This is a genomic window from Streptomyces sp. NPDC058335 (assembly GCF_042723915.1).
Classification (GTDB): Bacteria; Actinomycetota; Actinomycetes; order Streptomycetales; family Streptomycetaceae; genus Streptomyces.
In genome coordinates, this window is record NZ_JBHXHX010000013.1 from 13,433 (window position 1) to 38,592 (window position 25,160).

A 25,160-nucleotide genomic window follows, 5' to 3' on the forward strand; every position below is an offset into this window, starting at 1 on the left:
GGCGTCCGTGACTCACCCGTTAGAGAGCGGCGGGCAACCGTTTCCCCTCGTCGTACGTCCAGTTGAGCGAGCGCACAGGTGCGGGTCCCGCCCGGGAGTCGTACCTGGCCCGTCATCGGCGTGTCCGGCCATACCGATGGCGTACAAAGTCCCACCGCCCGGTTGCCCCTCCCTTTCGCACCCCCCCTAGACTGAACCTCCAGCACAGGTGGCTATACGCTCGAAAGGCGCCCCCGTGTCCATCGGCAGCAACTCCCCTGAAGACGAGCGTCCGTTCGAAGACGTTTCCGAGGCAGCCCACCCCTCCATCGGCCGAGCCCTCCAGCAGGCCCGCATCGCGGCCGGGCTCACCGTCGACGACGTCAGTACCGCCACCCGGGTCCGCATCGCCATCGTGCACTCCATCGAAGCGGACGACTTCGCGCCCTGCGGCGGCGACGTCTACGCGCGCGGTCACATCCGGACCCTGGCCAGGGCCGTCCACCTCGACCCCGCCCCGCTGATGGAGCAGTACGACGCCGCCCACGGCGGACGCCCGGCGCCGACCCCGGCCGCACCCATGTTCGAGGCGGAACGTATCCGCCCCGAGCGGCGCGGGCCGAACTGGACCGCGGCCATGGTCGCGGCGATCGTCGCCGTGGTCGGCTTCGTCGGATTCACGGCGTTCAAGGGCGACGACGGCACGACCGACGTCGCCGACGGAACCACCCCGTCGACCAGCGCGCCCGCCACGCCGACGCCGAAGACCGAGAAGCCCGTCGACGAGACGCCGGAGCCTTCCGACAGCGCCATCGCGGCGGCTCCGCAGGACAAGGTGACCGTCCAGGTCACGGCCACCGACGGCAAGAGCTGGATCTTCGCCAAGGACCACAACGGCCGGATGCTCTTCGACGGACTGCTCAAGCAGGGCGAGTCGCAGACCTTCCAGGACAGCGAGAAGGTCAACCTCGTCCTCGGCGACGCGGGGGCGGTGGAGCTGCACGTCAACGGCAAGAAGATCGACGACGACTTCCAGCCGGGCGCCGTGGAGCGGCTGACGTACACCAAGGGCGACCCGAAGGCCGGCTGAGGCCGGGCGGAGTCCGGGTTTCGCAAGGGGTCGGCGGTCATCGCCGGCCCCTTCGGCGCGCCCCCTGAAGATCGCCAACCCCGTCGACATGGGGTGTCAGTCAGACAAAGTAGTCTTGAGCCCATGCCTGAACGCCGTACCGTCGCACTCGTCACCCTTGGCTGCGCCCGTAACGAGGTGGACTCGGAGGAGCTCGCAGGCCGTTTGGAGGCGGACGGCTGGCAGCTCGTGGAGGACGCCGAGGACGCGGACGTCGCCGTCGTCAACACCTGTGGCTTCGTCGACGCCGCCAAGAAGGACTCCGTCGACGCCCTCCTGGAGGCCAACGACCTCAAGGGGCATGGCCGAACCCAGGCCGTCGTGGCGGTGGGCTGCATGGCCGAGCGCTACGGCAAGGACCTGGCCGAGGCACTCCCGGAGGCCGACGGCGTACTCGGATTCGACGACTACGCCGACATCTCCGACCGCCTCCAGACCATCCTCAACGGCGGCATCCACGCCTCCCACACCCCGCGCGACCGGCGCAAGCTGCTGCCGATCAGCCCCGCGGAGCGGCAGGAGTCGGCCGGCTCGGTGGCCCTTCCGGGGCACGCTCCGGCAGACCTTCCGGACGGGCTCGCTCCGGCCTCCGGACCCCGCGCGCCCCTGCGTCGCCGGCTCGACGGCACCCCGGTCGCCTCCGTCAAGCTCGCCTCCGGCTGCGACCGGCGCTGCTCCTTCTGTGCCATCCCGTCCTTCCGCGGTTCCTTCATCTCCCGCCGCCCGAGCGACGTGCTGAACGAGACGCGGTGGCTGGCCGAGCAGGGCGTCAAGGAGATCATGCTGGTCTCCGAGAACAACACCTCCTACGGCAAGGACCTCGGCGACATCCGGCTGCTGGAGTCGCTGCTGCCCGAACTGGCGGAGGTCGACGGCCTGGAGCGGGTGCGCGTCAGCTACCTCCAGCCCGCCGAGATGCGGCCCGGCCTGATCGACGTGCTGACCTCCACGCCGAAGATCGCCCCCTACTTCGACCTGTCCTTCCAGCACTCCGCGCCCGACGTGCTGCGCGCGATGCGCCGCTTCGGCGACACCGACCGCTTCCTCGAACTGCTCCACACCATCCGGAGCAAGGCGCCCGAGGCAGGTGTGCGCTCCAACTTCATCGTCGGCTTCCCCGGCGAGTCCGAGGCCGACCTGGCCGAGCTGGAGCGGTTCCTGAACCACGCGCGACTGGACGCCATCGGTGTCTTCGGGTACTCCGACGAGGACGGCACCGAGGCAGCGACGTACGAGAACAAGCTTCACGAGGACGTCGTCGCCGAGCGGCTCGCGCGGATCTCCCGGCTCGCCGAGGAACTCGTCTCGCAGCGTGCCGAGGAGCGGCTGGGCGAGAGCCTGCACGTGCTCGTGGAGTCGGTGGACCCCGTCGAGGGCGTGTACGGCCGTGCGGCCCATCAGGCGCCCGAGACCGACGGCCAGGTGCTGCTCACGAGCGGCGCAGGCCTGAGCGTCGGTCGTATGGTCGAGGCGAAGGTGGTCGGTACGGAAGGTGTCGACCTGGTGGCCGAGCCCCTCCAGGGCTCGATCGGGTGTAGTGAGGAGGCGGACAGATGACGGGTGTCCCGGCATCGGCCGCGGGAGGCTCCTCAAGGGCGAAGGGGGCGGCCACGAGCCCGGCCCCCGGCGCCTCGGGGGCCGCTCCGGAGACGGGCTCCGACGTCACCGGCGCCGCCATGGACGAGCAGGGGACCCTGCGCCCCGCACGGGGCGCGAAGATCGCCGCCGCGGCCGTCAACCAGGCCAGCGTCTGGAACGTCGCCAATCTGCTGACCATGCTCCGGCTGATCCTGGTGCCCGGCTTCGTCGCCCTGATGCTGGCCGACGGCGGGTACGACCCGGCGTGGCGCGCGTTCGCCTGGGCGGCCTTCGCCGTCGCCATGATCACCGACCTGTTCGACGGGCATCTGGCGCGGACCTACAACCTCGTCACCGACTTCGGGAAGATCGCCGACCCGATCGCCGACAAGGCGATCATGGGGGCGGCCCTGATCTGCCTCTCCGCGCTCGGCGACCTGCCGTGGTGGGTGACGGGCGTCATCCTCGGCCGGGAACTCGGGATCACCCTGCTGCGCTTCGTGGTCATCCGGTACGGCGTCATCCCGGCGAGCCGGGGCGGCAAGCTGAAGACGCTCATCCAGGGCGTGGCCGTCGGGATGTACATCCTGGCGCTCACCGGCTGGCTGGCCACCCTGCGCTGGTGGGTGATGGCCGCGGCGGTCGTGCTGACCGTGGTGACCGGGCTCGACTATGTGAGACAGGCCATTGTGCTGCGCAGGCAGGGGATCGCCGAGCGCCGGGCGGCTTCGGGAGCGACGGAAGCATGAGTTCCCCGGCCACCGACGTGGTGCGACTACTGACGGTGAGGGGCGAGACGCTCGCCGTGGCCGAGTCGCTGACGGGTGGTCTGGTGGCGGCGGAGATCACTTCGGTGCCCGGGGCGTCCCAGGCGTTCCGGGGATCGGTCACGGCGTACGCCACCGCGCTCAAGCACGAACTGCTCGGCGTGGACGCGGGCCTGCTGGCCGCGCGCGGAGCCGTGGACGCGCAGGTGGCGGCCCAGATGGCGGCCGGTGTGCGCAGGGCGCTGGGCGCCGACTGGGGCATCGCGACCACCGGAGTCGCCGGCCCCGACGCCCAGGACGGGCAGCCCGTCGGGACGGTCTTCGTCGCCGTGGAGGGTCCGTCGGGTGCGGATGCCGGTTCCGCCTCTGGCGGAAAAGTGGAGGCCCTGCGGTTGAACGGCAGCCGGGCGGAAATTCGTAGAGAGAGTGTACGGAGCGTACTCGCAGTGCTCCTGAGAGAGCTCGCGGGCGAACAGACCGGGAATGAGCGGGCACAGGATACGGAACAGAACGGGGGGTTTTGATGTTTGCAGCCCTGAGTGAACACGACATCGCTCCCCGCACGGCCGCAGCGCAAGGCGGTACGGTGGGGCGTGAAGGATGCGGCTACGCGGTCCGAGGAGGGAGCCACCGATGATTCTGCTCCGTCGCCTGTTGGGTGACGTGCTGCGTCGGCAGCGCCAGCGCCAGGGCCGTACTCTGCGCGAAGTCTCCTCGTCCGCCCGAGTCTCGCTCGGCTATCTCTCCGAGGTGGAGCGGGGGCAGAAGGAGGCTTCCTCCGAGCTGCTCGCCGCCATCTGCGACGCGCTGGACGTACGGATGTCCGAGCTCATGCGGGAAGTGAGCGACGAGCTCGCCCTCGCCGAGCTGGCTCAGTCGGCTGCGGCCACCCACAGTGGGCCTGTACCGGCGTCGGTTCGTCCGATGCTGGGTTCCGTGTCGGTGACCGGCGTGCCACCGGAGCGGGTGACCATCAAGGCGCCCGCCGAGGCGGTGGACGTGGTCGCCGCGTGATGTGCCCCTGGCTGGGTGTGTCGACCGACGAGTACGTGTAAGGACGGGTGCGAGTACGTGTAGGCGTACGGCAACTGTGAGGCCCCGGCCGGGGCTTCTCCGGGAGATCCGGAGAGGTGCGGTCGGGGTTTTTGCGCAGGGCCGACCCGTCCAGGGCCTCCGGGTCCGTTTGCTGGGGTTCGGGGCTGCCGTCATCGTGGAGGGGCATGTCGGGAGTCGATCGCCCCGGAGGTACGGATGTACGTCGTGAAGAGCCCTCTGTCCGACGCGGACCTGGCCACCGTGTCCGAGGCCCTGCAAGGCGCGCTGGTCGATCTGATCGACCTGTCGCTGGTCGCCAAGCAGGTGCACTGGAACGTCGTCGGGCCACGGTTCCGGTCGGTCCACCTCCAGCTCGACGAGGTCGTGGACATCGCGCGCACGCACTCCGACACCGTGGCGGAGCGGGCCTCGTCGCTGGGCGTCTCACCGGACGGGCGGGCGGTGACGGTCGCCGGCGCGAGCGGGATCTCCGTGGCGCCTGAGGGGTGGGTCAAGGACACCGACGCGGTAGGGGTGCTGGTGACGGCACTGGGGGCGGTGATCACCCGGATGCGGGAACGCGTGGCGGCAACGGGGGAGGCCGATCCTGTGAGCCAGGACATCTTCATCGGGATCACGGGAGATCTGGAGAAGCAGCACTGGATGTTTCAGGCGGAGAGTGCGTGAGGGAGGGGGCGTTCGGGGGCGGCCGGGACGGTGGCGGCCGTCCGGCGTCGGCGTGGGCGGGCTGACGGGGGTGTCGGCGGTGCGCTGGAGGTGACGGCCATGGCGGGACCGACAGCGCGCCGGGGGGCCGCGCTGGTGCTCGGGGTCGTGTGGTGGTGGGCCGCGGTGCGGCTTGCCGTGGCGCCTGATGCCGGGGTGCTGGAGGGGGCCGTCGCGGCCGGTGGGTGGGGGCTGAGTCTGCTTCCGGTGCACTGTGTGGCCAAGTCGCGAGCCGTGGGGGCGGTCGCGGCGGGGCGCTGGGGGGCTGCTTGGCGGGGGGAGCGGGGGCGGGGTGAGGGCGGGGGCGGCTCTCTGTGAGGCGGGTCGGCGTCGTCGTCCCGTGGTGTGTCCGGCCGGCTTGTGGATGTCGCGTCGGGCGCCGGCACTACCAGGGCATGGCCACGCCGCCGTTCGGGCGGAGGATCTGGCCCGTGGTGAAGGCTGACGCGTCCGAGGCCAGGTGGAGCACGGTGTGGGCGACGTCCTCCGGTTCGCCGACGCGGCCCAGCGGGGACATGCGGGACATGCGGGCCTCGGTGTGTGCCTGTGCGTCGGTGTCGTGGCGGTCGGTCATGGGGGTGCGGATCCAGCCCGGGGCGACGGCGTTGACACGGATGCCGTGGGGGCCGACCTCGGTCGCCAGGGTCTTCGTCAGCTGGACCACGGCGGCCTTGGCGACGCCGTAGCAGAGGAGGCCGGGGCCGCCGGTGTCGACCGCGCCCGAGGCCATGGTGATGATGCTGCCGCGGGTGTGGTGCGCGAGCATCAGGCGGGCCGCCTCCTGGCAGGCGTACAGGACGCCCTTGAAGTTGACGGCCAGGACGCGGTCCAGGTCCTCGTCGCGGGTCTCCAGGACCGGGCTGCTGTGCATGATGCCGGCGACGGCGGCCATGATGTGCAGGCGTTCGCAGGAGCCCACGGCCCGGCGCAGCTCGGCGCGGTCGGTGACGTCCAGGTGGTGCGTGCGGGCCGTGCCGCCCCGGCCCTTGATGAGGGTCGCCGTCTCGTGCAGGCCCCGGGCGTCGCGGTCGGCGCCGTGCACGGTGGCGCCGGCCTCGGCGAGCAGCACGGCACAGGCGCGGCCGATGCCGCCGGCGGCGCCGGTGACGAACGCGGTCCGCCCGGTGAGGTCGTACGCCTTCACGCCCATGAGGGGACGGTACGAGGGTTTCTGACGGTCCGTCAATCAGTGGTGCGGGGGCGGATACGGCGCGTGGGCGGCGAGCCCGGTGCCGGGGCCGGGCCCGACTGGCAGGTGGGGCACCAGTACGTGGGGCGCTCGCGGGAGCCGTCACCCTGGTCGGCCACGCGGATCGAGGTTCCGCAGCGCAGGCAGGGGCGGGGAGCGCGGCCGTAGGTGAAGAGGTCCTGGCCGCGGCGGCCCGTGGTGGTGCGGACCGGGCGGTCGCGGTTGGCTTCGAGGAGCTTCTTGGCGAGGGCCGGCAGCTTGGCGGCGCGGTCGGCGGGGAGCACGCCGACCGGGAGCCAGGGCGTGACGCCGAGGAGGAAGCAGAGTTCGCTCTTGTAGATGTTGCCGATGCCGGCGAGATTGCGCTGGTCGAGGAGGGCTTCGCCGAGGGGGCGGGCCGGGTCGGCGAGGAGGTTGGCGAGAGCCTGGCCGGGGTCCCAGTCGGGGCCGAGCAGGTCGGGGCCGAGGTGGCCGACCACGCGCTGTTCGTCGGGGGTGCGCAGCAGGTCGAGCACGGGGAGGCGGTAGCCGACGGCCGTGCGGTCGTGGGTGCCGAGGATGGCGCGGATCTGGTGGGCGGGGCCGCCGCTCCAGCGCTGGTCGTTCGCGAAGACTCTCCATGCGCCGTCCATCCGCAGGTGCGAGTGGAGGGTGAGACCGCCCTCGATACGGGTGAGGAGGTGCTTGCCGCGCGGGGTGACGTCCAGGACGGTGCGGCCGGTGAGGTCGGCGGTGGCGTACCTGGGCACGCGGAGGTCCGAGCGGGTCAGCACCTTGCCCGCGAGGGCGTCGTGCAGCCGGCTCGCGGCCTGCCAGACCGTGTCACCTTCGGGCATGGGTCAAGGGTGGCACGGCGGGACTGGGGCGTGCGGACGGCCTGGGCGTCCTGGTCGTTCGGGTTGTCCGGGACGTTGTCCGGGGCTTCCGGGTGGTTCGGGCCGTTCGGTGGTTTGTCATGCTCGCAGCCTCAGGCCGCGGGGGGTCGCGATGAAGCCCGCCCCTTCCAGGAGGGCGCCGAAGGGGGAGGTCAGGGCCGAGGCGGCGTTGACGCGCTCCACCGTCACCGTGCCGAGGGAGCCGGCGCGCGCGGCCGCGGCGAGGGCCTCCGCCGCCGCGGGCAGACGCGGGTCGTCGGCGGGGGTGTCGGCGTGGTCCGGTGCGGCGGGCCAGGCCAGCAGCGTCTTGCCGCCGCGCTCCATGTAGAGCGTCAGCTCGCCGTCGACGAGCACCACGAGGGAGCCCGCCTTGCGGCCCGGTTTGTGACCGGCGCCGGTCGGCGGCTCGGGCCAGGGCAGGGCGGCGCCGTACGCGTTCGCCGGGTCCGCCGCGGCGAGGACGACGGCGCGGGAGGCGGGCGCCGGGGTGCGGGGGCGCCGGTCGGTGAAGCCGGACCCGTACGGCGAGCCGCTGCCGCCCCGTGGGCCACCGGCACCGGGGCTCGCGATGTCGCGCGGGGAGATCCAGTCGCCCGGGGCGGGCGGGGAGTCGAGGACGTGGTCGAGGCCGGGGATGTCCCAGTCGATGTCGGCCGGGGGGAAGCCGTCGGGGGCGGCGGCGAAGGGGTCGTCGGCGCCCTGTGTGCCGTTCGGGACCGGCAGGGGTTCACCCCGGTCACGGGTGTTGGCCACCGCGCGGAGGCGGTCCACGGCGCCGTCCATGGCGAACTGCGCGGCGCCGAGCCCCTCCACGACATAGCCGCGCCGGGCCTGGCCGCTGTCCTCGAAGACGGACAGGATGCGGTACGTCGCCGAGAAGCCGCCCTCCACGCCCTCGGCCGCGACCGCTCCCCGGGTCACCACGCCGTGCCGGTCGAGGAGGGTGCGGGCGAGTGCGTGCGCGCGGACGGTCGGGTCGGGCTCGTGGGCCGGGAGGAGGGACCAGCGGCCGGCGACGGTCGGGGGGCCGCTGCGGGACGCCGGCCGGGCGGCGGCCGTCAGGGAGCCGTACCGCCCGCGCGGGACGGCGCGCTTGGCGCGGTGGGCGGTGGAGCCGGCGGTACGGCCCGAGCCCAGCAGGGCGCGCATCGGCGCCAGCGTGTCGTTGGTGAGGCGGCCGGACCAGGCCAGGTCCCAGACGGCGTCGGCCAGTTGAGGGTCCGTGGCCTCGGGGTGGGTGGTGGCGCGGACCTGGTCGGCGATCTGGCGGAAGAACAGGCCGTAGCCGCCCGAGAGGATGTCCAGGACCGACTGGTGCAGTGCCGTCAGCTCCAAGGGGTGCGGCGCGGCCAGGAGAAGGGGGGCCGCGTCCGCCAGGTACAGGGAGACCCAGCCGTCCTTGCCGGGGAGGGCGCCTGCGCCTGCCCAGAGGACCTCTCCGGCGGCGGTCAGCTCGTCGAGCATCGCCGGTGCGTAGCCCGTGACGCGGGACGGGATGACGAGCTTCTCCAGGGCGGAGGCGGGCACGGACGCGCCCTGGAGCTGTTCGATCGCGCGCACCAGACCGTCGATGCCGCGCAGGGAGTGGCCCTTGCCGATGTGCTGCCACTGGGGGAGGAACTGGGCGAGCGCGGGGGGCGGGACCGGTTCGAGTTCGTGCCGCAGGGCGGCCAGGGAACGGCGGCGCAGCCTGCGCAGGACGGTCGCGTCACACCACTCCTGGCCGATGCCGGCCGGGTGGAACTCGCCCTGGACGACGCGGCCGCCCGCCGACAGCCGCTGGAGGGCGCCCTCGGTGACCGCGACGCCCAGGCCGAAGCGGGCGGCGGCGGTGGCCGAGGTGAACGGGCCGTGGGTGCGGGCGTGGCGCGCGAGGAGGTCGCCGAGCGGGTCCTTCACCGGTTCGGTGAAGGCCTCCGGGACACCGACGGGGAGCGCGGTGCCCAGGGCGTCGCGCAGGCGGCCCGCGTCCTCGATCGCCGCCCAGTGGTCGGCCCCGCCGATACGGACCTTGATGGCGCGCCGGGCCGCGGCCAGCTCCTGTGCCCAGTGCGGCTCGGCGCCCCGCTCGGCCAGTTCGACGTCGGTGAGCGGGCCGAGCACGCGCAGGAGGTCCGCGACGCCCTCCACGTCCTTCACTCGCCGGTCCTCGGTCAGCCACTGGAGTTCCCGCTCCAGTTCGGTGAGCACCTCGGCGTCGAGCAGCTCGCGCAGCTCCGCCTGGCCGAGCAGCTCCGCCAGCAGCCGCGAGTCCAGCGAGAGGGCGGCGGCGCGGCGCTCGGCGAGGGGGGAGTCGCCCTCGTAGAGGAACTGGGCGACGTAACCGAACAGGAGCGAGCGGGCGAACGGGGACGGCTCCTGGGTGGTGACCTCGACCAGGCGCACCTTGCGGGACTCGAGGTCACCCATCAGCTCCACGAGTCCGGGGACGTCGAAGACGTCCTGAAGACATTCGCGGACCGCTTCCAGGACGATCGGGAACGAACCGAACTCGCTGGCCACCTGGAGAAGTTGGGAAGCGCGCTGGCGCTGCTGCCACAGCGGGGTGCGCTTCCCCGGGCTGCGGCGCGGCAGCAGCAGCGCGCGGGCGGCACACTCGCGGAAGCGGGCCGCGAACAGGGCCGAACCGCCCACCTGGTCGGTGACGACCTGATCGACCTCCCCCTTGTCGAAGACGACGTCCGCCGCGCCGATGGGGGCCTGCTCGGCGTCGTACTCCGTGCCGGCCTTCAGGGGCGGGTCGAGCAGGTCCAGGCCCATGAGGTCGGCGTCGGGCAGCCGCAGGACGATGCCGTCGTCGGCGTGCATGACCTGGGCGTCCATGCCGTACCGCTCGGAGAGCTTGGCGCCGAGTGCGAGGGCCCAGGGGGCGTGCACCTGGGCGCCGAAGGGGGAGTGCACGACGACCCGCCAGTCGCCCAGCTCGTCACGGAAGCGTTCCACGACGATCGTGCGGTCGTCGGGGACATGGCCGCAGGCCTGGCGCTGTTCGTCCAGGTAGGAAATGACGTTGTCGGCGGCCCAGGCGTCCAGGCCCGCGGTGAGCAGGCGCAGCCGGGCGTCGTCCTTGGGCAGCGAGCCGACCTCACGCAGGAACGCGCCCACCGCACGGCCCAGCTCCAGCGGGCGGCCCAGCTGGTCGCCCTTCCAGAACGGCAGGCGGCCCGGCACGCCCGGAGCCGGCGAGACCAGGACACGGTCACGGGTGATGTCCTCGATGCGCCAGGAACTGGTGCCCAGGGTGAAGACGTCACCGACGCGGGACTCGTAGACCATCTCCTCGTCCAGCTCGCCGACCCGGCCGCCGCCCTTCTTGGGGTCTGCGCCGGCGAGGAAGACGCCGAACAGGCCGCGGTCCGGGATCGTGCCGCCTGAGGTCACGGCGAGCCGCTGGGCGCCGGGGCGGCCGGTGATCGTGCCGGCGACGCGGTCCCACACCACGCGCGGGCGCAGCTCGGCGAAGGCGTCGGACGGGTAGCGGCCGGCGAGCATGTCCAGGACGGCCGTGAACGCGGACTCGGGGAGGGACGCGAAGGGTGCGGCGCGGCGGACGAGGGCGAGCAGGTCGTCGAGCTGCCAGGTGTCCATCGCGGTCATCGCGACGAGTTGCTGGGCCAGCACGTCCAGGGGGTTCGCCGGGACCCTGAGGGACTCGATGGCGCCCGTGCGCATGCGCTCGGTGACCACTGCCGCCTGGACCAGGTCGCCCCGGTACTTCGGGAAGACCACACCGGTCGAGACCGCTCCGACCTGGTGGCCGGCACGGCCCACGCGCTGGAGGCCGGAGGCCACGGAGGGCGGTGACTCGACCTGGATGACCAGATCGACCGCGCCCATGTCGATGCCCAGCTCCAGGCTGGAGGTGGCGACCACCGCGGGCAGACGGCCCGCCTTGAGGTCCTCCTCGACCAGGGCGCGCTGCTCCTTGGAGACCGAGCCGTGGTGGGCGCGCGCGATGACCGGCGGGGCGCCCTGGGCCGCCCCCGAGCCGCCCATCAGTTCGGCCGGCGCGTGGTGCTCGTCGAGGGGCTCTCCGGTGGCCCGCTCGTAGGCGATCTCGTTGAGACGGTTGCACAGGCGCTCCGCCAGGCGGCGGGAGTTCGCGAACACGATCGTGGAGCGGTGGGCCTGGACCAGGTCGGCGATGCGCTCCTCGACGTGCGGCCAGATCGACGGGCGTTCCGCGCCCTCGGAGCCGTCGGCGACCGGGGAGCCGCCCAGCTCGCCCAGGTCCTCGACCGGGACGACCACCGAGAGGTCGAACTCCTTGCCCGAATCGGGCTGCACGATCTCGACCTTGCGGTGCGGGGAGAGATAGCGGGCGACCTCGTCGACCGGGCGGACCGTGGCCGAGAGGCCGATACGGCGGGCCGGCCTCGGCAGGAGTTCGTCCAGGCGCTCCAGGGAGAGGGCGAGGTGGGCGCCGCGCTTGGTGCTTGCCACGGCGTGGACCTCGTCGAGGATCACCGTCTCGACGTTGGTCAGCGCGTCGCGTGTGGCCGACGTCAGCATCAGGAACAGGGACTCCGGGGTGGTGATCAGGATGTCCGGAGGCCGTGTGGACAGGGCGCGGCGCTCGGCGGGCGGCGTGTCGCCGGAGCGGATGCCGACCTTGACCTCGGGCTCGGGGAGGCCCAGGCGCACGCATTCCTGGCGGATGCCGGTCAGAGGGCTGCGGAGGTTGCGCTCGACGTCGACCGCCAGGGCCTTGAGCGGTGAGACGTACAGCACGCGGCAGCGCTTCTTCGGGTCGGCCGGCGGGGGCGTCGAGGCCAGCTGGTCCAGAGCGGCCAGGAACGCGGCCAGGGTCTTGCCGGAGCCGGTCGGGGCCACCACCAGCACGTCCGAGCCCTCGCCGATGGCCTGCCACGCGCCCGCCTGGGCCGCGGTGGGCGCGGAGAAGGCCCCCGTGAACCAGGCGCGGGTCGCGGGGGAGAAGCCGTCCAGGGCTCGGTGTGCATTGCCGACCATGCGTCCATCCTGCACCCGAGCACTGACAATGCGCCTGACCTGCGGCTTCGTGCGACGGGTCGCGGATTTCTGTGTGGGGCTCGCCGGAGCGGCGACGGTGGTGCGGCGGTGGTGGTGTGCGAGTCCATCGCGGGCGGACGTGGGGCGGACGCGGTGGCGGATGAGGTGGGTTCGGCGTCGCGGAGAATGGGGGGTGTGGCGGGAACTCGTGAGGTGGCGCGGCACTGGCAGTACGCGGAGCTGCCCGGTGTGGACCTGCTGCGGGCTCGGTACGTACGGAAGAACTTCGTGCGGCACACGCACGAGCACTTCGTGATCGCCGGGATCGCGGAGGGGGTGGAGGTCTTCCAGCACCGGGGCGGTGACCAGTACGCGGGTGCGGGAACGCTCGCTCTGGTCAATCCCGACACCCCGCACACCGGGCGGGCCGGCGTGCCCGAGGGCTGGCGGTACGGGGCGGTGTACCCGTCGCCCGAACTGGTGGCCGGGATCGCCGCCGAGACGACGACTCTGCGGGGTGCTCCGGGGTTCGTCAGTCCCGTGCTGGACGATCCGTACGCCGTCGCGCTCGTGCATCAGGTCCTCCGGGCCGCCGACGAGGGCAACGCGCTCGCCGCCGACACGCTGCTGCGGGTCGCCGTGACACGGCTGCTGCGGCTGAACGGCGGGGCCCTGCCGACTCGGCAGGTGCGCACGGCCGGCGACCGGATGGCCGCACGCGCGCGTGCCGTGCTGGAGGAGCGGCTCGTCGATCCGCCGACCCTGGAGCGGCTCGCGGGCGACCTCGGGACCAGCCCCTTCGCACTGCTGCGGGCGTTCCGGGAGGCCTACGGGATGCCGCCGCACACCTGGCTCACCGACGCGCGGGTTCGTCTCGCGCGGCGACTGCTGGACGCCGGGACCGCCCCGGCGGAGGCGGCGGTCGCGGTGGGCTTCACCGATCAGCCGCACCTGAACCGTCACTTCGCCCGGATCGTGGGCGTGCCGCCGGGGGCGTACCAGCGGGAGCGCAAGAACGTACAAGACGCGCGGCGGCGGCTGCTCGTACCGTCCGACGGGTGGCAGAACAGACAGCTCTCGCAGACATACGGGACGACCGGGGAGGGAGGCCGGACTCCGCCGTCGTCCGGGACGCCCTCGGCGTCGGGGTCGCCGTCGGACTCTCCGGGTTCGCCTTCGGAGTGACCTCGGCCGGCAGCGGACTCACGGTGTGGCAGACCTGCGCACTGAGTCTGCTGGTGTTCACCGGCGCGTCCCAGTTCGCGCTCGTCGGGGCGCTCGCGGCGGGCGGCAACCCGCTCACGGCGGCCGCCGGCGCCTTCTTCCTGGGCGTACGCAACGCCTTCTACGGTCTGCGCCTGTCGCAGTTGCTGGCCCTCCCGCGCGCGGTGCGCCCGTTCGCCGCACAGTGGGTGATCGACGAGACCACGGCCGTCTCGCTGGCGCAGCGCGACCAGCGAGGCGCGCGGATCGGCTTCGCCGTCACCGGACTCAGCCTGTACCTGCTGTGGAACCTCACCACGCTGCTGGGCGCCCTCGGCGCGGAGGCCATCGGGGACACCGACGCGTGGGGGCTCGACGCGGCAGGTCCGGCCGTCTTCCTCGCGCTGCTCGCGCCCATGCTGAAGACCACCACCGAGCGGGTGGCCGCGGCGCTCGCAGTCCTGCTGGGACTCGGCCTGCTGCCCGTCCTGCCCGGCGGGGTCCCCGTCCTCGTGGCCGCCCTCGCCGCGCCGCTCGCCCTGTGGGCCGAGGGCCGGCGCGAGGGCCGCGCGCGGGGCGACGCGGACGAGGAGCGGCGGTGAACGTCTGGATCGCGATCGGCGCGACCGCCCTCGGCTGCTACGTCGTCAAACTCACCGGCCTGCTGGTGCCGGCGGGTGTGCTCGAGCGGCCCCTCGTCAGGCGGCTCGCAGCCCTGCTCCCCGTCGCCCTTCTGGCCGCCCTCACGGCCCAGCAGACCTTCGCCGACGGGCAGGCGCTCGTACTGGACGCCAAGGCCGCCGGACTCGCCGCGGCCGCCGTGGCACTCATCCTGCGAGCGCCGTTCCTGCTCGTCGTCGCGGTGGCCGTGGCGGTCACGGCGGGGGTGCGGGCCGTGGGCGGGTGAGGACGGCCGTTCTTGCGGGTGACGTGCCGGGTCAGCCGATGACGCGGCCGTACGACCTGAGGGTGCTCAGGGCTTCGATCGTCACCGCGGGACGGGACTCCAGTTCTGTGCCGGGTGCCCAGCGGCGCCATCGGATCGGCCAGCCGCCGTCCTGCTGCTGCTCGGCGGTGAGGAAGTCCAGGGCACCTGCCATCTCGGCGTCGGTGAACCACGCGCGCGCGAGCGAGCCCGGGGTCTTCGCGTAGTCGTACGGGAAGTGGTGCTCGCCGGGCGCGTAGCCGGGGGCGACGGGGTACGTGTCCCGGCGGTCCGGATCGAGTACGGCGAGCCGCTGCTCGCGCACCAGGCGGCCCAGGCGGTCGGCGGCCGCCTCCGCGCGCGGGCGGTCCGAGGCGGAGTCCAGGAAGGCCACGGCGGCCTGGATCTCGTACGGGTGGGACGTCTCCAGGGCGTCGACCGCGTGCCAGCAGAAGTCCGTGGCCCTGAACAGCCAGGCGTGCCAGACCTCGTTGCGGTGCAGCAGGCCCACGACCGGCCCGGTCGCCAGGAGTTCGCTGGGCGGGTCGTCCACGATCGGGATGAACGGGGCGGCGGGGTAGCCGCGCTGGCTGGGATGGACCGCCGGGAGCGCCCCGTCCGGGGTGGAGACGGAGGTGAGGTAGCGGCACACCCGTTCCACGCGCTGCCCGCCGCAGCGGCCGAGCGAGTCCAGGACGTGCAGGGCGCGCGCGGTGTGCAGGGGCTGGCTGACGGGGCCGCGGAGATCGGGCTCCAGCGCGTGGCCGTATCCGCCGTCCTCGTTGCGGTAGGCGTCGAGTGCCGTCTCGACGGGGTCGGCGGCGCCGTGCAGGAAGTGGTGAGCGAAGAGACGCTGTTCCAGCACGCGCGCGGTGAGCCAGACGAAGTGCTCGGCGCGGAAGAGCGGGGAGCGCGCCGGGGGCGTCGGGGGGAGTGGGGATGCTCCTGATTCGACCATGGTCAGACCGTAGGCCGGAAAGCGGTCTCCGCAGGCGGTACCGGCCGGGGCCACCCCCGGGCGCGGGATACTGGTGTCATGCGGTTGACGGTCTTCTGGCAGCGGATGGCGGAGCACTTCGGTACGGGGTACGCCGAGACCTTCGCGCGCGATCACGTGATGACGGAACTCGGCGGGCGCACCGTCGACGAGGCGCTGGCGGCCGGCTGGGACGCCAAGGACGTGTGGCGTGTGGTGTGCGCGGTGATGAACGTTCCGCGGGAGAGGCACTGATCCGCAGAGACGATCGCATGCGGGTCACCGTGTGTCGGTGGCGTGGGCGAGACTTGGCTCGTGGCACCCACTGACGAGACCAGGCATGCCGGCCCGCAGGCACCCCCGTCGGGCCCGACGCCGCCCACCCGGCCGCCGTCCGGCATCGATGCCGGGCCGAGCGGCCGCATGCCGGGCTGGCTTCCGCGCGCGATGGTCCTCGCGCTCGCCCTGGTCGGCGCGTTCCAGCTGGGTACCTGGGCCTTCCACCAGGTCATCGGCCTGCTGATCAACATCCTGATCGCGTTCTTCCTGGCCCTCGCCGTCGAACCCGCGGTGAGCCGGATGGCCGCGCGCGGCATGCGCAGGGGGCTCGCCACCTTTGTGGTCTTCTTCGGCCTGCTGATCGCGTTCGCGGGCTTCTTCACGCTGCTCGGCTCGATCCTCGCGGGGCAGATCATCAAGATGATCGAGGACTTTCCGCAGTACCTCGACTCGGTGATCAACTGGATCAACACGTCGTTCAACACCGACCTCAGGCGGGTCGACATCCAGGAGGGACTGCTTCACTCCGACTGGCTGAGGAAGTACGCGCAGAACAGCGCGGCCGGCGTCCTGGACGTCTCCACGCAGGTGCTCGGCGGTCTCTTCCAACTGCTGACGGTCGCGCTGTTCTCGTTCTACTTCGCCGCCGACGGACCCCGGCTGCGCCGTGCGCTGTGCTCGGTCCTGCCGCCCGCCCGGCAGGCCGAGGTGCTGCGCGCGTGGGAGATCGCCGTCGACAAGACCGGCGGCTACCTGTACTCACGCGGTCTGATGGCCCTGATCTCCGGTGCGGCGCACTACGTACTGCTGCTGTTCCTCGGTATCCCGTACGCGCCCGTGCTCGCCGTCTGGGTCGGCGTGGTCTCGCAGTTCATCCCGACCATCGGCACCTATCTCGCGGGCGCCCTGCCCATGCTGATCGCCTTCACGGTCGATCCCTGGTACGCGCTGTGGGTGCTGATCTTCGTCGTGATCTACCAGCAGTTCGAGAACTACGTGCTGCAGCCGAAGCTCACCTCGAAGACCGTCGACATCCACCCCGCCGTGGCCTTCGGCTCGGTCATCGCCGGCACCGCCCTCCTCGGCGCGGTCGGCGCGCTGATCTCCATCCCCGCGGTGGCCACGCTCCAGGCGTTCCTCGGCGCGTACGTGAAGCGCTACGACGTCACGGACGATCCCCGTGTGCACGGGCACCGGAGACGGGGTGAGGGACCGAACCCGCTCACGCGTGCGCGGCGGCTGTGGACGAGGACGCGGGAGCGGGGGCGGATGGCCGGGCCGGGGGACGGGTCCCGCTGAGGCAGGCCCTGAGCCGGGCCGCCGAGGCAGGGTCTTGACGCAGCTGGTCATGGTGCGGCCCGGTGGTGCCGCAGCCCGGTCGGGCCGAGTCCGTGCGGCGGATCCGGGGGGGGCGCGGGTACGCGAACGTAGGCTCGGAAGTGTCGTGTGGTGCGCTTGACACGAAAATCGAACATCCATTCTGATAGAGGCTCCAGCGAGGCTCTCGACGGGTACTTGGTCCCGTTTTGCACGGGTAAGTGTCCGAGTTATCCACAGGCTGGAGCAGCGTCGAGGCGCGTTGTCAGTGGTAGGCGTTAGCGTCTTTGACGTGAAGCGATCGACTCAAGCAAATCGGGTGGAACCCATGGCAGGTAACGACCGCGAGAAGGCCCTGGATGCCGCACTCGCACAGATCGAACGGCAATTCGGCAAGGGCGCGGTCATGCGCATGGGCGACCGGTCCCGGGAACCCATCGAGGTCATCCCCACCGGGTCGACCGCGCTCGACGTGGCCCTCGGCGTCGGCGGCCTGCCGCGCGGCCGTGTCATCGAGGTCTACGGACCGGAGTCCTCCGGCAAGACGACCCTGACCCTGCACGCGGTGGCGAACGCCCAGAAGGCCGGCGGCACGGTCGCTTTCGTGGACGCCGAACACGCCCTCGACCCCGAGTACGCGCAGAAGCTCGGCGTCGACATCGACAACCTGCTGCTGTCCCAGCCGGACAACGGTGAGCAGGCCCTGGAGATCGTGGACATGCTCGTCCGCTCCGGAGCCCTCGACCTGATCGTCATCGACTCCGTCGCCGCGCTCGTCCCGCGCGCGGAGATCGAGGGCGAGATGGGCGACAGCCACGTCGGTCTCCAGGCCCGTCTGATGAGCCAGGCCCTGCGGAAGATCACCAGCGCGCTCAACCAGTCCAAGACCACCGCCATCTTCATCAACCAGCTCCGCGAGAAGATCGGTGTGATGTTCGGCTCCCCGGAGACCACGACCGGTGGCCGGGCGCTGAAGTTCTACGCCTCGGTGCGGCTCGACATCCGGCGCATCGAGACGCTGAAGGACGGCACCGACGCGGTCGGCAACCGCACCCGCGTCAAGGTGGTCAAGAACAAGGTCGCGCCGCCCTTCAAGCAGGCCGAGTTCGACATCCTCTACGGGCATGGCATCAGCCGTGAAGGCGGCCTGATCGACATGGGTGTGGAGAACGGCTTCGTCCGCAAGGCCGGCGCCTGGTACACGTACGAGGGCGACCAGCTCGGCCAGGGCAAGGAGAACGCCCGCAACTTCCTCAAGGACAACCCCGACCTCGCCAACGAGATCGAGAGGAAGATCAAGGAGAAGCTGGGCGTGGGCGTGCGTCCCGAGCCCGCCGCGGCGGCGGACGCGGATGCCGCGGTCGCCCCGGGCGCACCTGCGGACGACGTCGCAAAGACGGTTCCCGCTTCCGTCCCCGCAGCCAAGGCCACCAAGACCAAGGCCGCGGCCGCCAAGAGCTGAGCCGACCTGTGACACGACGAACGGACTGGGCCGAGTACGACGCCCACCCCGGCGTCTACGGCGAGCCGGGGAGCGTCGACGGCGACGGCCTGGCCCGGACCGGTGGCGACCGGCCGGACAGCGGCTCGCACGGCGACGAGGGGTCGGCGGGCGCAGGCCGACCCCGTGGCCGCCGGGCGGGACGCGGCGGCGAGGGCGGTTCACGAGGCGGGCGCCGTCGGCGCGGCTTCGGAGAACCGTCCGCTGATGACGAAGACACCTCTGCCTCGTCGAGGGCCGAGAAGGGGGAGTCTTCAGGGGACCCGGCTGAGCGGGCACGGGCGATCTGCCTGCGCCTGCTCACCGGGACCCCACGCACCCGAAAGCAGCTCGCCGATGCCCTGAGCAAGCGGGAGATCCCGGACGACGTGGCCGAGGAGGTGCTCTCGCGGTTCGAGGAGGTCGGGCTGATCAACGACAGCGCCTTCGCGGACGCCTGGGTGGAGTCCCGGCATCACGGCCGCGGACTGGCCCGGCGGGCCCTCGCGCAGGAACTGCGCACCAAGGGCGTCGACTCGACGCTGATCGACGAGGCCGTCGCCCAGCTCGACTCCGAGCGGGAGGAAGCGACCGCCCGTGAGCTGGTCGCCCGCAAGCTGCGCTCGACCCGCGGACTCGACCGGGACAAGCGGTTGCGCCGTCTCGCCGGGATGCTTGCACGCAAGGGCTATCCCCAGGGCATGGCCCTGCGAGTGGTCCGGCAGGCGCTCGAGGAGGAGGGCGAGGACACGGAGTTCTTGGAGGACGGGGAGTTCTGACCCCCGAGAGGCTGTGACGGGCCGTGGGACATGTGACCCCACCGGCTCGGCAGCTCGGTTCGGTCCGGCTCGGGACACGGTGGACGCGCGGGGGCGCCGATCGCGTGCGGAGCCGGGCGTCGTACGAGCACACCGTCGGCTTCGTCCCGCCGCTGGCCGCCGTCGCCGCGACCCTGTTCGGTGCCTGGGCCGCCGCACGCATCGCCTCCCGCCGGGTCGCCCGGATCCGCCCGGCCGAGGCCCTGTCGCCGGCCGCCGCCGACTCCCTCCGGGCCGAGCGGCAGCAGGCCAACGCGGAGGTCAACATCCTTGCCATGGCACTCGTGGCCTTCACCGCCATCGCCGTCGTCAACACCCTCGCCATGTCCGTCTCCGAACGGGTGAGGGAGTTCGCGCTGCTGCGCCTGGCGGGGCGACCCGCCGTCAGGTACTGGAGATGCTGCGCACCGAGACCCTGTCGGTCCTCCTCCTCGGCAGCGCCGTCGCCCTGGCCTCCTCACCGCCTTCGGCATCGGCATGACGGGACACGCGGCACCGGCGGTCACTCCGCTGACCTACGTCACGGTGGTCGCGGGAGCCGCACTCCTCGCGCTCGTCGGACCGCGCTGCCGGGCCGGGAGGCGCTGCGGGTCCGCGCGGTGACGGTGGCGACGGCCCAGGAGTGAAGCCTCGAGTGAAGCCTCCCACCGTGATCGCGGGAGCCCCCGGAGCCGCATCCGACGTGCTCGTCGATGCGTTCACCGCGAATCTCCCCGGCAACGCCTCCGTGGTCGCCAGTCGGCCGGGCATGTACGACCCCGTCAAGGCCCGCACCGTCGCCGCGGCGATGATCCGGGCCCAACCCGGGCTCGACTACGCGTTCGTGGCCAACGAACAGATGGCGTTCGCGGCCCGCAAGGCCTTCGACGCGGACGGCGCCAAGGACGTCAAAATCGTGACGGTCAACGGCACCGACGAGGCACTGGCCGCCCTCAAGGACGGCCGTTTCGCCGCCACCGTCTCCAACTCGGCGGCGGACACCGGTGAACTGGCCGTGGAGAACGTCGTCTCCCTGCTCCGAGGGGAGAAGGCCGACAAGATCGACAAGACCCGGGTCCGGCTGGTGACCGAGGACAACGCGGACACCGCCCCGCTGTACTGCCCGCCCGAGGGCTGATGCCACGCGCGCGTGTCGGCTCTCCCCCCGGCGGCTTCCTGCCCGGCTGCTCCCTCTAGTACGTCACCGGTAGCCCCGCCGACCGCCACGCCTGGAACCCGCCGACCAGGTCGGTGGCCCGGTTCAGTCCCAGCCGGTGAAGGGACGCTGCCGCCAGGCTCGACGCGTAGCCCTCGTTGCAGATCACGACGATCCTCAGATCGTGGCCGGTGGCCTGGGGGGCCCGGTGGCTGCCCTGGGGGTCGAGACGCCACTCCAGTTCGTTGCGCTCGACGACCAGGGCTCCGGGGACCAGCCCGTCCCGCTCGCGCAGGGCCGCGTACCGGATGTCCACGAGGAGCGCCTCGCCCGCGCGCGCGGCCTCGTAGGCCTCCCGTGCCTCCACGCGCGCGTATCCGGCCCGCACCCGCTCCAGCAACTCGTCTATGCCCACGAGGCCCTCGCCCTTCGGCACGTCACCACTCACCCCGTCGCCCCTCGACGCGTCACCACTCACTGCCGGTCCTTCGCTCACTGCCAGTCCTCCGGGCGCTCGACCTGCTCCAGGCGCAGCACCTGGCCGGTGCGGCTGTACCGGCGGATGCGGGGCAGGGGCGGGTAGTAGGCGTGCACGGAGATCGCGTGCTCCTCGCGCGACTCGTTGAGCACCTCGTGGACGTGGTGCCGTCCGAAGGCGCGGCCCTTGCCGGCCGACAGGCGGCGTTGCCGGTCGACGTCCTCCGACAGCTCCAGGGTCTTCCAGCCGTCCGTGGGCAGCCGCGCGGCGAGGGAGTTCTCCTTCAGCTCGCCCCGGGCGATGAGGAAGGCGCCGACCGAGTCGGCGTGGTCGTGCCAGCCGGTGCCGGTGCCCGGCGGCCAGCCGATCAGCCAGGCCTCGCTGCCGCCGGGGCCCTCCAGGCGTACCCAGGTGCGGCCTTCCGGGTCGAGGGGGAGGGAAGCGATCAGCGCGGTGTCGGCGGCCGTACGCCGTACGAAATCGAGGAGATCCGCCTGGGTGGGCGTGGCCACGGGAGCGGACGCGGAAGGAGACGCGGAGGGGGATACGGAAGGGGAGACAGACACGGGTACCGTCCTGAGGGCGTTCGCGGGAGCGCGCGGATGCGCGAGAGCGCGTCGGCGGCGCGCGCCGGTGGAAGAGGGGATGCGAATTCAGCAGGACGGACGACACACGCAGCCTGCATAGCGGACGAGGTCCATATGGACCCTCCGCCACAGGCGCACACAGGTGTCGGTCACGATCCGGAGTAGACCATGCCGGGGTACGCCGGTCAACCGACTGTCACCATGTGGACCGCAGAGTGACGGTGAGGAGGATCAGCCGATCGTCACACCGGATGTGAACGCCCGTCGAGCGCGCCGAGCGCCTGCCGCACACTCTCGGCGACCGCACCCGCCCCCCTCCCGATCCGGTCACCGAGGCCCGGCCCCCTCACTTGGCCCCGGCCGCCGCTTCCGCTTCCGCCTTCGCCTCCACAGCTCCTCCCACCGCCGCCTCCGCCGCCGCGTACAGATCGGCGGGGCGGACCCCGCTGAGCGCGGTGACCAGGTGGCCGTCGGGGCGGATCAGCAGGACCGTGTGGGCGGCGGCGCCCGGATAGCTCTCGGCGACCAGCAATTCGGCGGGGCTGGGCAGCGCCGTCACCGCGGCGGCGAGCCGGGGCATGATTCCGGCGCCCACCCAGTGCCGGCGCTCCCAGACGCCGGTGCCCGGGGCGATCAGCAGGACGAGCAGGGCACCGCGGCCGAGCCGGTCCCGCAGCCGTACGAAGGAGCCGTCCTCGGCGGTGACGCGGACGTCCGTGACCTGCGCGCCGGGGGGCGTGTCCACCGGCACCTCCGCCTCCAGGTGCCGGGGCGCGAGCGGCGAGGTGGCGTACGTGCCCGGCGCGCCCAGCAGGCCGCGCCCCAGGTGACCGTCGGTGAGCAGCGCGTCGTGGCCCCGGGCGGCGCCGGGGACGTACGCCCTTATGCCGGGGCCGCCGCGCAGTGTCGGCAGGATCTGGTCGGCGGCGCGCAGCCGGGTGGCGACGACCGCGCGCCGCTCCACCTGATAGCTGTCGAGCAGCGCCTCGTGCGGCCCGTGGTGCCAGGCCAGCGCGAGCTTCCAGGCGAGGTTGTCGGCGTCCCGCAGGCCCTCGTCGAGCCCCTGGGTGCCGAACGCGCCGAGGAGGTGGGCGGCGTCCCCGGCGAGGAAGACCCGCCCGGCGCGCCAGCGGCGGGCCAGCCGGTGGTGGACGGTGTGGACACCGGTGTCGAGCAACTCGTACGCCGGGGCCGTGCCGCCGGTCCAGCCCGCGAGGGTCTCGCGGATGCGGGCCACCAGCAGCTCGGGCGTGACGAGGTCCTTGCCGGGCGGCAGCAGCCAGTCCAGGCGCCAGACGTCGTCCGGCAGCGGACGTCCGGTGATCTCCCCGGCGGAGGGACCGGACGTCCGCCACGGCGGCGTCCGATGGAGCAACGCCTCGTCGGCCCACGGAAGTTCCGTGCGCAGGGCGGCGACGGCGTGCCGCTCGACCGCCGTACGGCCGGGGAAGCGGATGTCGAGGAGTTTGCGGACCGTGGAGCGGGGGCCGTCGCAGCCCACCAGGTAGCTGCCGCGCCACCAGGTGCCCTTCGGGCCGCGGGTGTGGGCCGTGACACCGGAAGGTTCCTGCTCGACGCCGTCCAGGCGGCTGTCCACGGCGATCCGGACGAGCCGCTCGCCGGCCAGGGCCGTGCGCAGGGCGTGGGTCAGCAGATGCTGGGCGAGGTGCAGGGGAGCCGGGTCGGCGTCGTCGAACCCGATCTCGTGCGTCACCTGCTTGCGCCGCATCGACCGCCAACCGGCCCAGTGGACGCCTGCCTCGGCGAGCGAGGTGCCGGTGAGCCGCTCCATGAGGGCGGCGGTGTCCTCGCGGAGCACGACGGTGCGCGCGAGTCGTGGTTCGTCCTTGCCCGGCCCTTCGTCCAGGACGACGGAGGGCACCTCCTGACGCGCCAGCGCCAGGGCGAGCGTGAGCCCCACGGGCCCCGCTCCGACGATGATCACCGGGTCCACGGCGTGGCGCCCCCTGCCCGCGACGGCGTCCTGAGGGACGTATGTGAACAAGAGGTTGGAGCAGGGTGCACGATCACAGAACGTATGCAACCCACTGCCGCTGCTTGCGTCAAGCGACGGAGGCAGCGGCGCGCACGCCACTGCCTCCGTACAGGTCACGTCATATGAGTGAGCGTCAGACCGCCTGGCCCGTTCCGTAGCTGCCGGGGATCGCGGCGGGGTTGTCCTCGACGTCGTCCGGGGCGAGCACCGCGCCCGTGCCGCGCTTGCTGCGGCGCAGCCGGGCCTCCAGCCAGGACGCGAAGGACGTCAGGATGAAGTTGACGACGATGAAGATGAGCGCCACGACGATGAAGCTGGGGACGACGTTGGCGTAGTTCGCCGCCAGGGTGCTGCGCGCGTTGAGCAGCTCGGTGAACCCGAGCATCACGCCGCCGAGCGCGGTGTCCTTCACGATGACCACGAGCTGGCTGACGATCGCCGGCAGCATCGCCGTGACGGCCTGCGGCAGCAGGATGCTGGTCATCGTCTGGCCCTTGCGCAGGCCGATGGCGAACGCGGCCTCCGTCTGCCCCTTGGGCAGGGCGAGGATGCCGGCCCGGACGACCTCCGCGAGGACCGAGGCGTTGTAGAGCACGAGGCCGGTGACGACCGCGTACATGGGACGGTCCTCGCTGGAGATGTCCGAGGAGCGGACGTACAGCTCGTTGGCGAACAGCATCAGCAGCAGGACCGGGATCGCCCGGAAGAACTCGACCACCGCGCCGGCCGGGACGCGCACCCAGCGATGGTCGGACATCCGCGAGATGCCGAGGAACGCGCCCAGGGGAAGGGCGATGATCATGGAGAGCGCCGCGGCCTTCATGGTGTCGGCGAGGCCCGGCAGCAGATAGGTCGTCCAGGCCTGGGACGTGGTGAAGGGTTCCCACAGTGCCCATTCGAGCTGGTTCTTGTCGTCCATCTTCTCCCACAGCCACCACAGGAGCAGGGCGAGCAGGACGAAGAAGAGGATGGACAGAAGGACGTTGCGCCGTTTGGCGCGGGGCCCGGGGGCGTCGTAGAGGACCGAGCTCATCGCTTCACCGCCAGTCGCTTGCCGAGCCAGCCGAGCAGCAGGCCGGTGGGAAGGGTCAGGACCACGAACCCGAAGGCGAAGACCGCGCCGATGGCCAGCGTCTGGGCCTCGTTCTCGATCATTTCCTTCATCAGGAAGGCGGCCTCGGCCACGCCGATGGCGGCCGCCACAGTGGTGTTCTTGGTCAGGGCGATCAGGACGTTGGTCAGCGGGCCGATGACCGAGCGGAACGCCTGCGGCAGGATGACGAGCCCCAGCGTCTGGCTGAAGCTCAGTCCGATCGCGCGTGCCGCCTCGGCCTGGCCGAGGGGCACGGTGTTGATGCCGGACCGGATGGACTCGCAGACGAAGGCCGCCGTGTAGGCGATCAGACCGAGTACCGCCAGGCGGAAGCCCTGGAGGTTGAAGTCGTCGGACGCGCCCATCGTCATACCGAAGATGTCGGCGAGGCCGAGCGAGGTGAAGACGATGATGACCGTCAGAGGGATGTTCCGGACGATGTTGACGTAGGCGGTGCCGAACCCGCGCATCAGCGGGACCGGGCTGACGCGCATCGCGGCCAGCATGGTGCCCCAGACCAGGGAGCCGACGGCGGAGAAGACGGTCAGTTTGATCGTCATCCAGAACGCCGCGAGGACGTCGTAGCCTTCAAGAAAGTCGAACACGATCTCCCGCGCTTCCGGG

Annotated in this window: 24 protein-coding genes and 2 pseudogenes; 16 read left to right on the forward strand and 10 right to left on the reverse strand. The window is 72.2% G+C overall.

The genetic code is table 11. From position 1 onward, the window contains the following. Nucleotides 1-235 precede the first annotated feature (235 nt). From ACFWJX_RS24905 to ACFWJX_RS24935, 7 genes are all read left to right on the forward strand, one after another. Nucleotides 236-1,069: a helix-turn-helix domain-containing protein gene (locus ACFWJX_RS24905; RefSeq protein WP_383247132.1), complete on the forward strand. Its 834-nt coding sequence runs from the start codon at nt 236-238 to the stop codon at nt 1,067-1,069. Between the two features lie 123 nt (nt 1,070-1,192). Then, nucleotides 1,193-2,665 (forward strand): 30S ribosomal protein S12 methylthiotransferase RimO, encoded by a 1,473-nt coding sequence (gene rimO / locus ACFWJX_RS24910; RefSeq protein WP_383247135.1) that lies wholly within the window; start codon nt 1,193-1,195, stop codon nt 2,663-2,665. Beyond that, complete coding sequence (gene pgsA / locus ACFWJX_RS24915) at nt 2,662-3,435, forward strand: CDP-diacylglycerol--glycerol-3-phosphate 3-phosphatidyltransferase (RefSeq protein WP_383247138.1); 774 nt, start codon at nt 2,662-2,664, stop codon at nt 3,433-3,435. Before rimO ends, pgsA begins: the two co-directional genes overlap by 4 nt. Continuing rightward, nucleotides 3,432-3,977 carry a CinA family protein gene (locus tag ACFWJX_RS24920; RefSeq protein WP_383247141.1) on the forward strand — a complete coding sequence of 182 codons (546 nt, stop codon included), beginning with the start codon at nt 3,432-3,434 and terminating at the stop codon, nt 3,975-3,977. Before pgsA ends, ACFWJX_RS24920 begins: the two co-directional genes overlap by 4 nt. A gap of 109 nt (nt 3,978-4,086) precedes the next feature. Beyond that, nucleotides 4,087-4,467 (forward strand): helix-turn-helix domain-containing protein, encoded by a 381-nt coding sequence (locus ACFWJX_RS24925; RefSeq protein ID WP_383247143.1) that lies wholly within the window; start codon nt 4,087-4,089, stop codon nt 4,465-4,467. A gap of 237 nt (nt 4,468-4,704) precedes the next feature. Further along, nucleotides 4,705-5,175 carry a Dps family protein gene (locus tag ACFWJX_RS24930; RefSeq protein ID WP_383247145.1) on the forward strand — a complete coding sequence of 157 codons (471 nt, stop codon included), beginning with the start codon at nt 4,705-4,707 and terminating at the stop codon, nt 5,173-5,175. Between the two features lie 99 nt (nt 5,176-5,274). Then, nucleotides 5,275-5,532 (forward strand): hypothetical protein, encoded by a 258-nt coding sequence (locus tag ACFWJX_RS24935; RefSeq protein ID WP_383247148.1) that lies wholly within the window; start codon nt 5,275-5,277, stop codon nt 5,530-5,532. 67 nt (nt 5,533-5,599) lie between these two features. Here the strand turns inward: ACFWJX_RS24935 and ACFWJX_RS24940 are convergent, their stop codons facing one another. The 3 genes from ACFWJX_RS24940 to ACFWJX_RS24950 form a co-directional block, all read right to left on the reverse strand. Beyond that, nucleotides 5,600-6,364 (reverse strand): SDR family NAD(P)-dependent oxidoreductase, encoded by a 765-nt coding sequence (locus ACFWJX_RS24940; RefSeq protein ID WP_383247151.1) that lies wholly within the window; start codon nt 6,362-6,364, stop codon nt 5,600-5,602. Between the two features lie 32 nt (nt 6,365-6,396). Continuing rightward, nucleotides 6,397-7,239, reverse strand: a complete 843-nt coding sequence (locus ACFWJX_RS24945; protein ID WP_383247154.1) for an Fpg/Nei family DNA glycosylase — start codon at nt 7,237-7,239, stop codon at nt 6,397-6,399. Between the two features lie 117 nt (nt 7,240-7,356). Further along, nucleotides 7,357-12,249: an ATP-dependent helicase gene (locus tag ACFWJX_RS24950; protein ID WP_383247157.1), complete on the reverse strand. Its 4,893-nt coding sequence runs from the start codon at nt 12,247-12,249 to the stop codon at nt 7,357-7,359. Nucleotides 12,250-12,444: 195 nt separating this feature from the next. Between ACFWJX_RS24950 and ACFWJX_RS24955 the strand changes: the two genes are divergently transcribed. The 3 genes from ACFWJX_RS24955 to ACFWJX_RS24965 are packed head-to-tail and all read left to right on the forward strand — an operon-like array spanning nt 12,445 to nt 14,359. After that, nucleotides 12,445-13,434 (forward strand): AraC family transcriptional regulator, encoded by a 990-nt coding sequence (locus ACFWJX_RS24955; protein ID WP_383247160.1) that lies wholly within the window; start codon nt 12,445-12,447, stop codon nt 13,432-13,434. After that, nucleotides 13,335-14,054: an AzlC family ABC transporter permease gene (locus tag ACFWJX_RS24960; protein ID WP_383247718.1), complete on the forward strand. Its 720-nt coding sequence runs from the start codon at nt 13,335-13,337 to the stop codon at nt 14,052-14,054. Before ACFWJX_RS24955 ends, ACFWJX_RS24960 begins: the two co-directional genes overlap by 100 nt. After that, on the forward strand, nt 14,051-14,359 hold the full coding sequence (locus ACFWJX_RS24965) for an AzlD domain-containing protein (RefSeq protein ID WP_383247162.1): 309 nt from the start codon (nt 14,051-14,053) through the stop codon (nt 14,357-14,359). The genes ACFWJX_RS24960 and ACFWJX_RS24965 overlap by 4 nt, the downstream gene beginning before the upstream one ends. A gap of 31 nt (nt 14,360-14,390) precedes the next feature. Here the strand turns inward: ACFWJX_RS24965 and ACFWJX_RS24970 are convergent, their stop codons facing one another. After that, complete coding sequence (locus ACFWJX_RS24970) at nt 14,391-15,335, reverse strand: hypothetical protein (protein WP_383247165.1); 945 nt, start codon at nt 15,333-15,335, stop codon at nt 14,391-14,393. 78 nt (nt 15,336-15,413) lie between these two features. Here ACFWJX_RS24970 and ACFWJX_RS24975 point away from each other — a divergent pair, with 78 nt between their 5' ends. The 6 genes and pseudogenes from ACFWJX_RS24975 to ACFWJX_RS25000 all read left to right on the forward strand — a co-directional run. Further along, nucleotides 15,414-15,608 carry a DUF3046 domain-containing protein gene (locus ACFWJX_RS24975; protein WP_073491660.1) on the forward strand — a complete coding sequence of 65 codons (195 nt, stop codon included), beginning with the start codon at nt 15,414-15,416 and terminating at the stop codon, nt 15,606-15,608. A 60-nt stretch (nt 15,609-15,668) separates the two neighbouring features. Then, nucleotides 15,669-16,931, forward strand: coding sequence for an AI-2E family transporter (locus tag ACFWJX_RS24980; protein WP_383247169.1), 1,263 nt, complete (start codon nt 15,669-15,671; stop codon nt 16,929-16,931). 346 nt (nt 16,932-17,277) lie between these two features. Continuing rightward, nucleotides 17,278-18,411 (forward strand): recombinase RecA, encoded by a 1,134-nt coding sequence (gene recA, locus ACFWJX_RS24985; RefSeq protein ID WP_383247172.1) that lies wholly within the window; start codon nt 17,278-17,280, stop codon nt 18,409-18,411. Nucleotides 18,412-18,419: 8 nt separating this feature from the next. After that, on the forward strand, nt 18,420-19,208 hold the full coding sequence (gene recX / locus ACFWJX_RS24990) for a recombination regulator RecX (RefSeq protein ID WP_383247175.1): 789 nt from the start codon (nt 18,420-18,422) through the stop codon (nt 19,206-19,208). 242 nt (nt 19,209-19,450) lie between these two features. Then, nucleotides 19,451-19,873 (forward strand): annotated as a pseudogene (locus ACFWJX_RS24995) (FtsX-like permease family protein); the annotation flags it as partial. Between the two features lie 23 nt (nt 19,874-19,896). Continuing rightward, nucleotides 19,897-20,364, forward strand: a pseudogene (locus ACFWJX_RS25000) (substrate-binding domain-containing protein); the annotation flags it as partial. A gap of 55 nt (nt 20,365-20,419) precedes the next feature. Here ACFWJX_RS25000 and ACFWJX_RS25005 read toward each other — a convergent pair. From ACFWJX_RS25005 to ACFWJX_RS25030, 6 genes are all read right to left on the reverse strand, one after another. Further along, nucleotides 20,420-20,830, reverse strand: coding sequence for a rhodanese-like domain-containing protein (locus tag ACFWJX_RS25005; RefSeq protein WP_383247178.1), 411 nt, complete (start codon nt 20,828-20,830; stop codon nt 20,420-20,422). Between the two features lie 44 nt (nt 20,831-20,874). Then, entirely contained in the window at nt 20,875-21,426 is a 552-nt protein-coding gene (locus tag ACFWJX_RS25010; protein ID WP_383247181.1) for a cysteine dioxygenase, read from the reverse strand. A gap of 87 nt (nt 21,427-21,513) precedes the next feature. Next, nucleotides 21,514-21,600 carry a putative leader peptide gene (locus ACFWJX_RS25015; protein ID WP_313960178.1) on the reverse strand — a complete coding sequence of 29 codons (87 nt, stop codon included), beginning with the start codon at nt 21,598-21,600 and terminating at the stop codon, nt 21,514-21,516. A gap of 193 nt (nt 21,601-21,793) precedes the next feature. Further along, entirely contained in the window at nt 21,794-23,401 is a 1,608-nt protein-coding gene (locus ACFWJX_RS25020) for an FAD-dependent monooxygenase (RefSeq protein ID WP_383247183.1), read from the reverse strand. Between the two features lie 175 nt (nt 23,402-23,576). Continuing rightward, nucleotides 23,577-24,476: an amino acid ABC transporter permease gene (locus ACFWJX_RS25025; RefSeq protein WP_383247186.1), complete on the reverse strand. Its 900-nt coding sequence runs from the start codon at nt 24,474-24,476 to the stop codon at nt 23,577-23,579. After that, a complete protein-coding gene (locus ACFWJX_RS25030) occupies nt 24,473-25,141 on the reverse strand; it encodes an amino acid ABC transporter permease (protein WP_383247189.1) in 669 nt (222 codons plus the stop codon). The genes ACFWJX_RS25025 and ACFWJX_RS25030 overlap by 4 nt, the downstream gene beginning before the upstream one ends. Nucleotides 25,142-25,160: the final 19 nt, after the last annotated feature.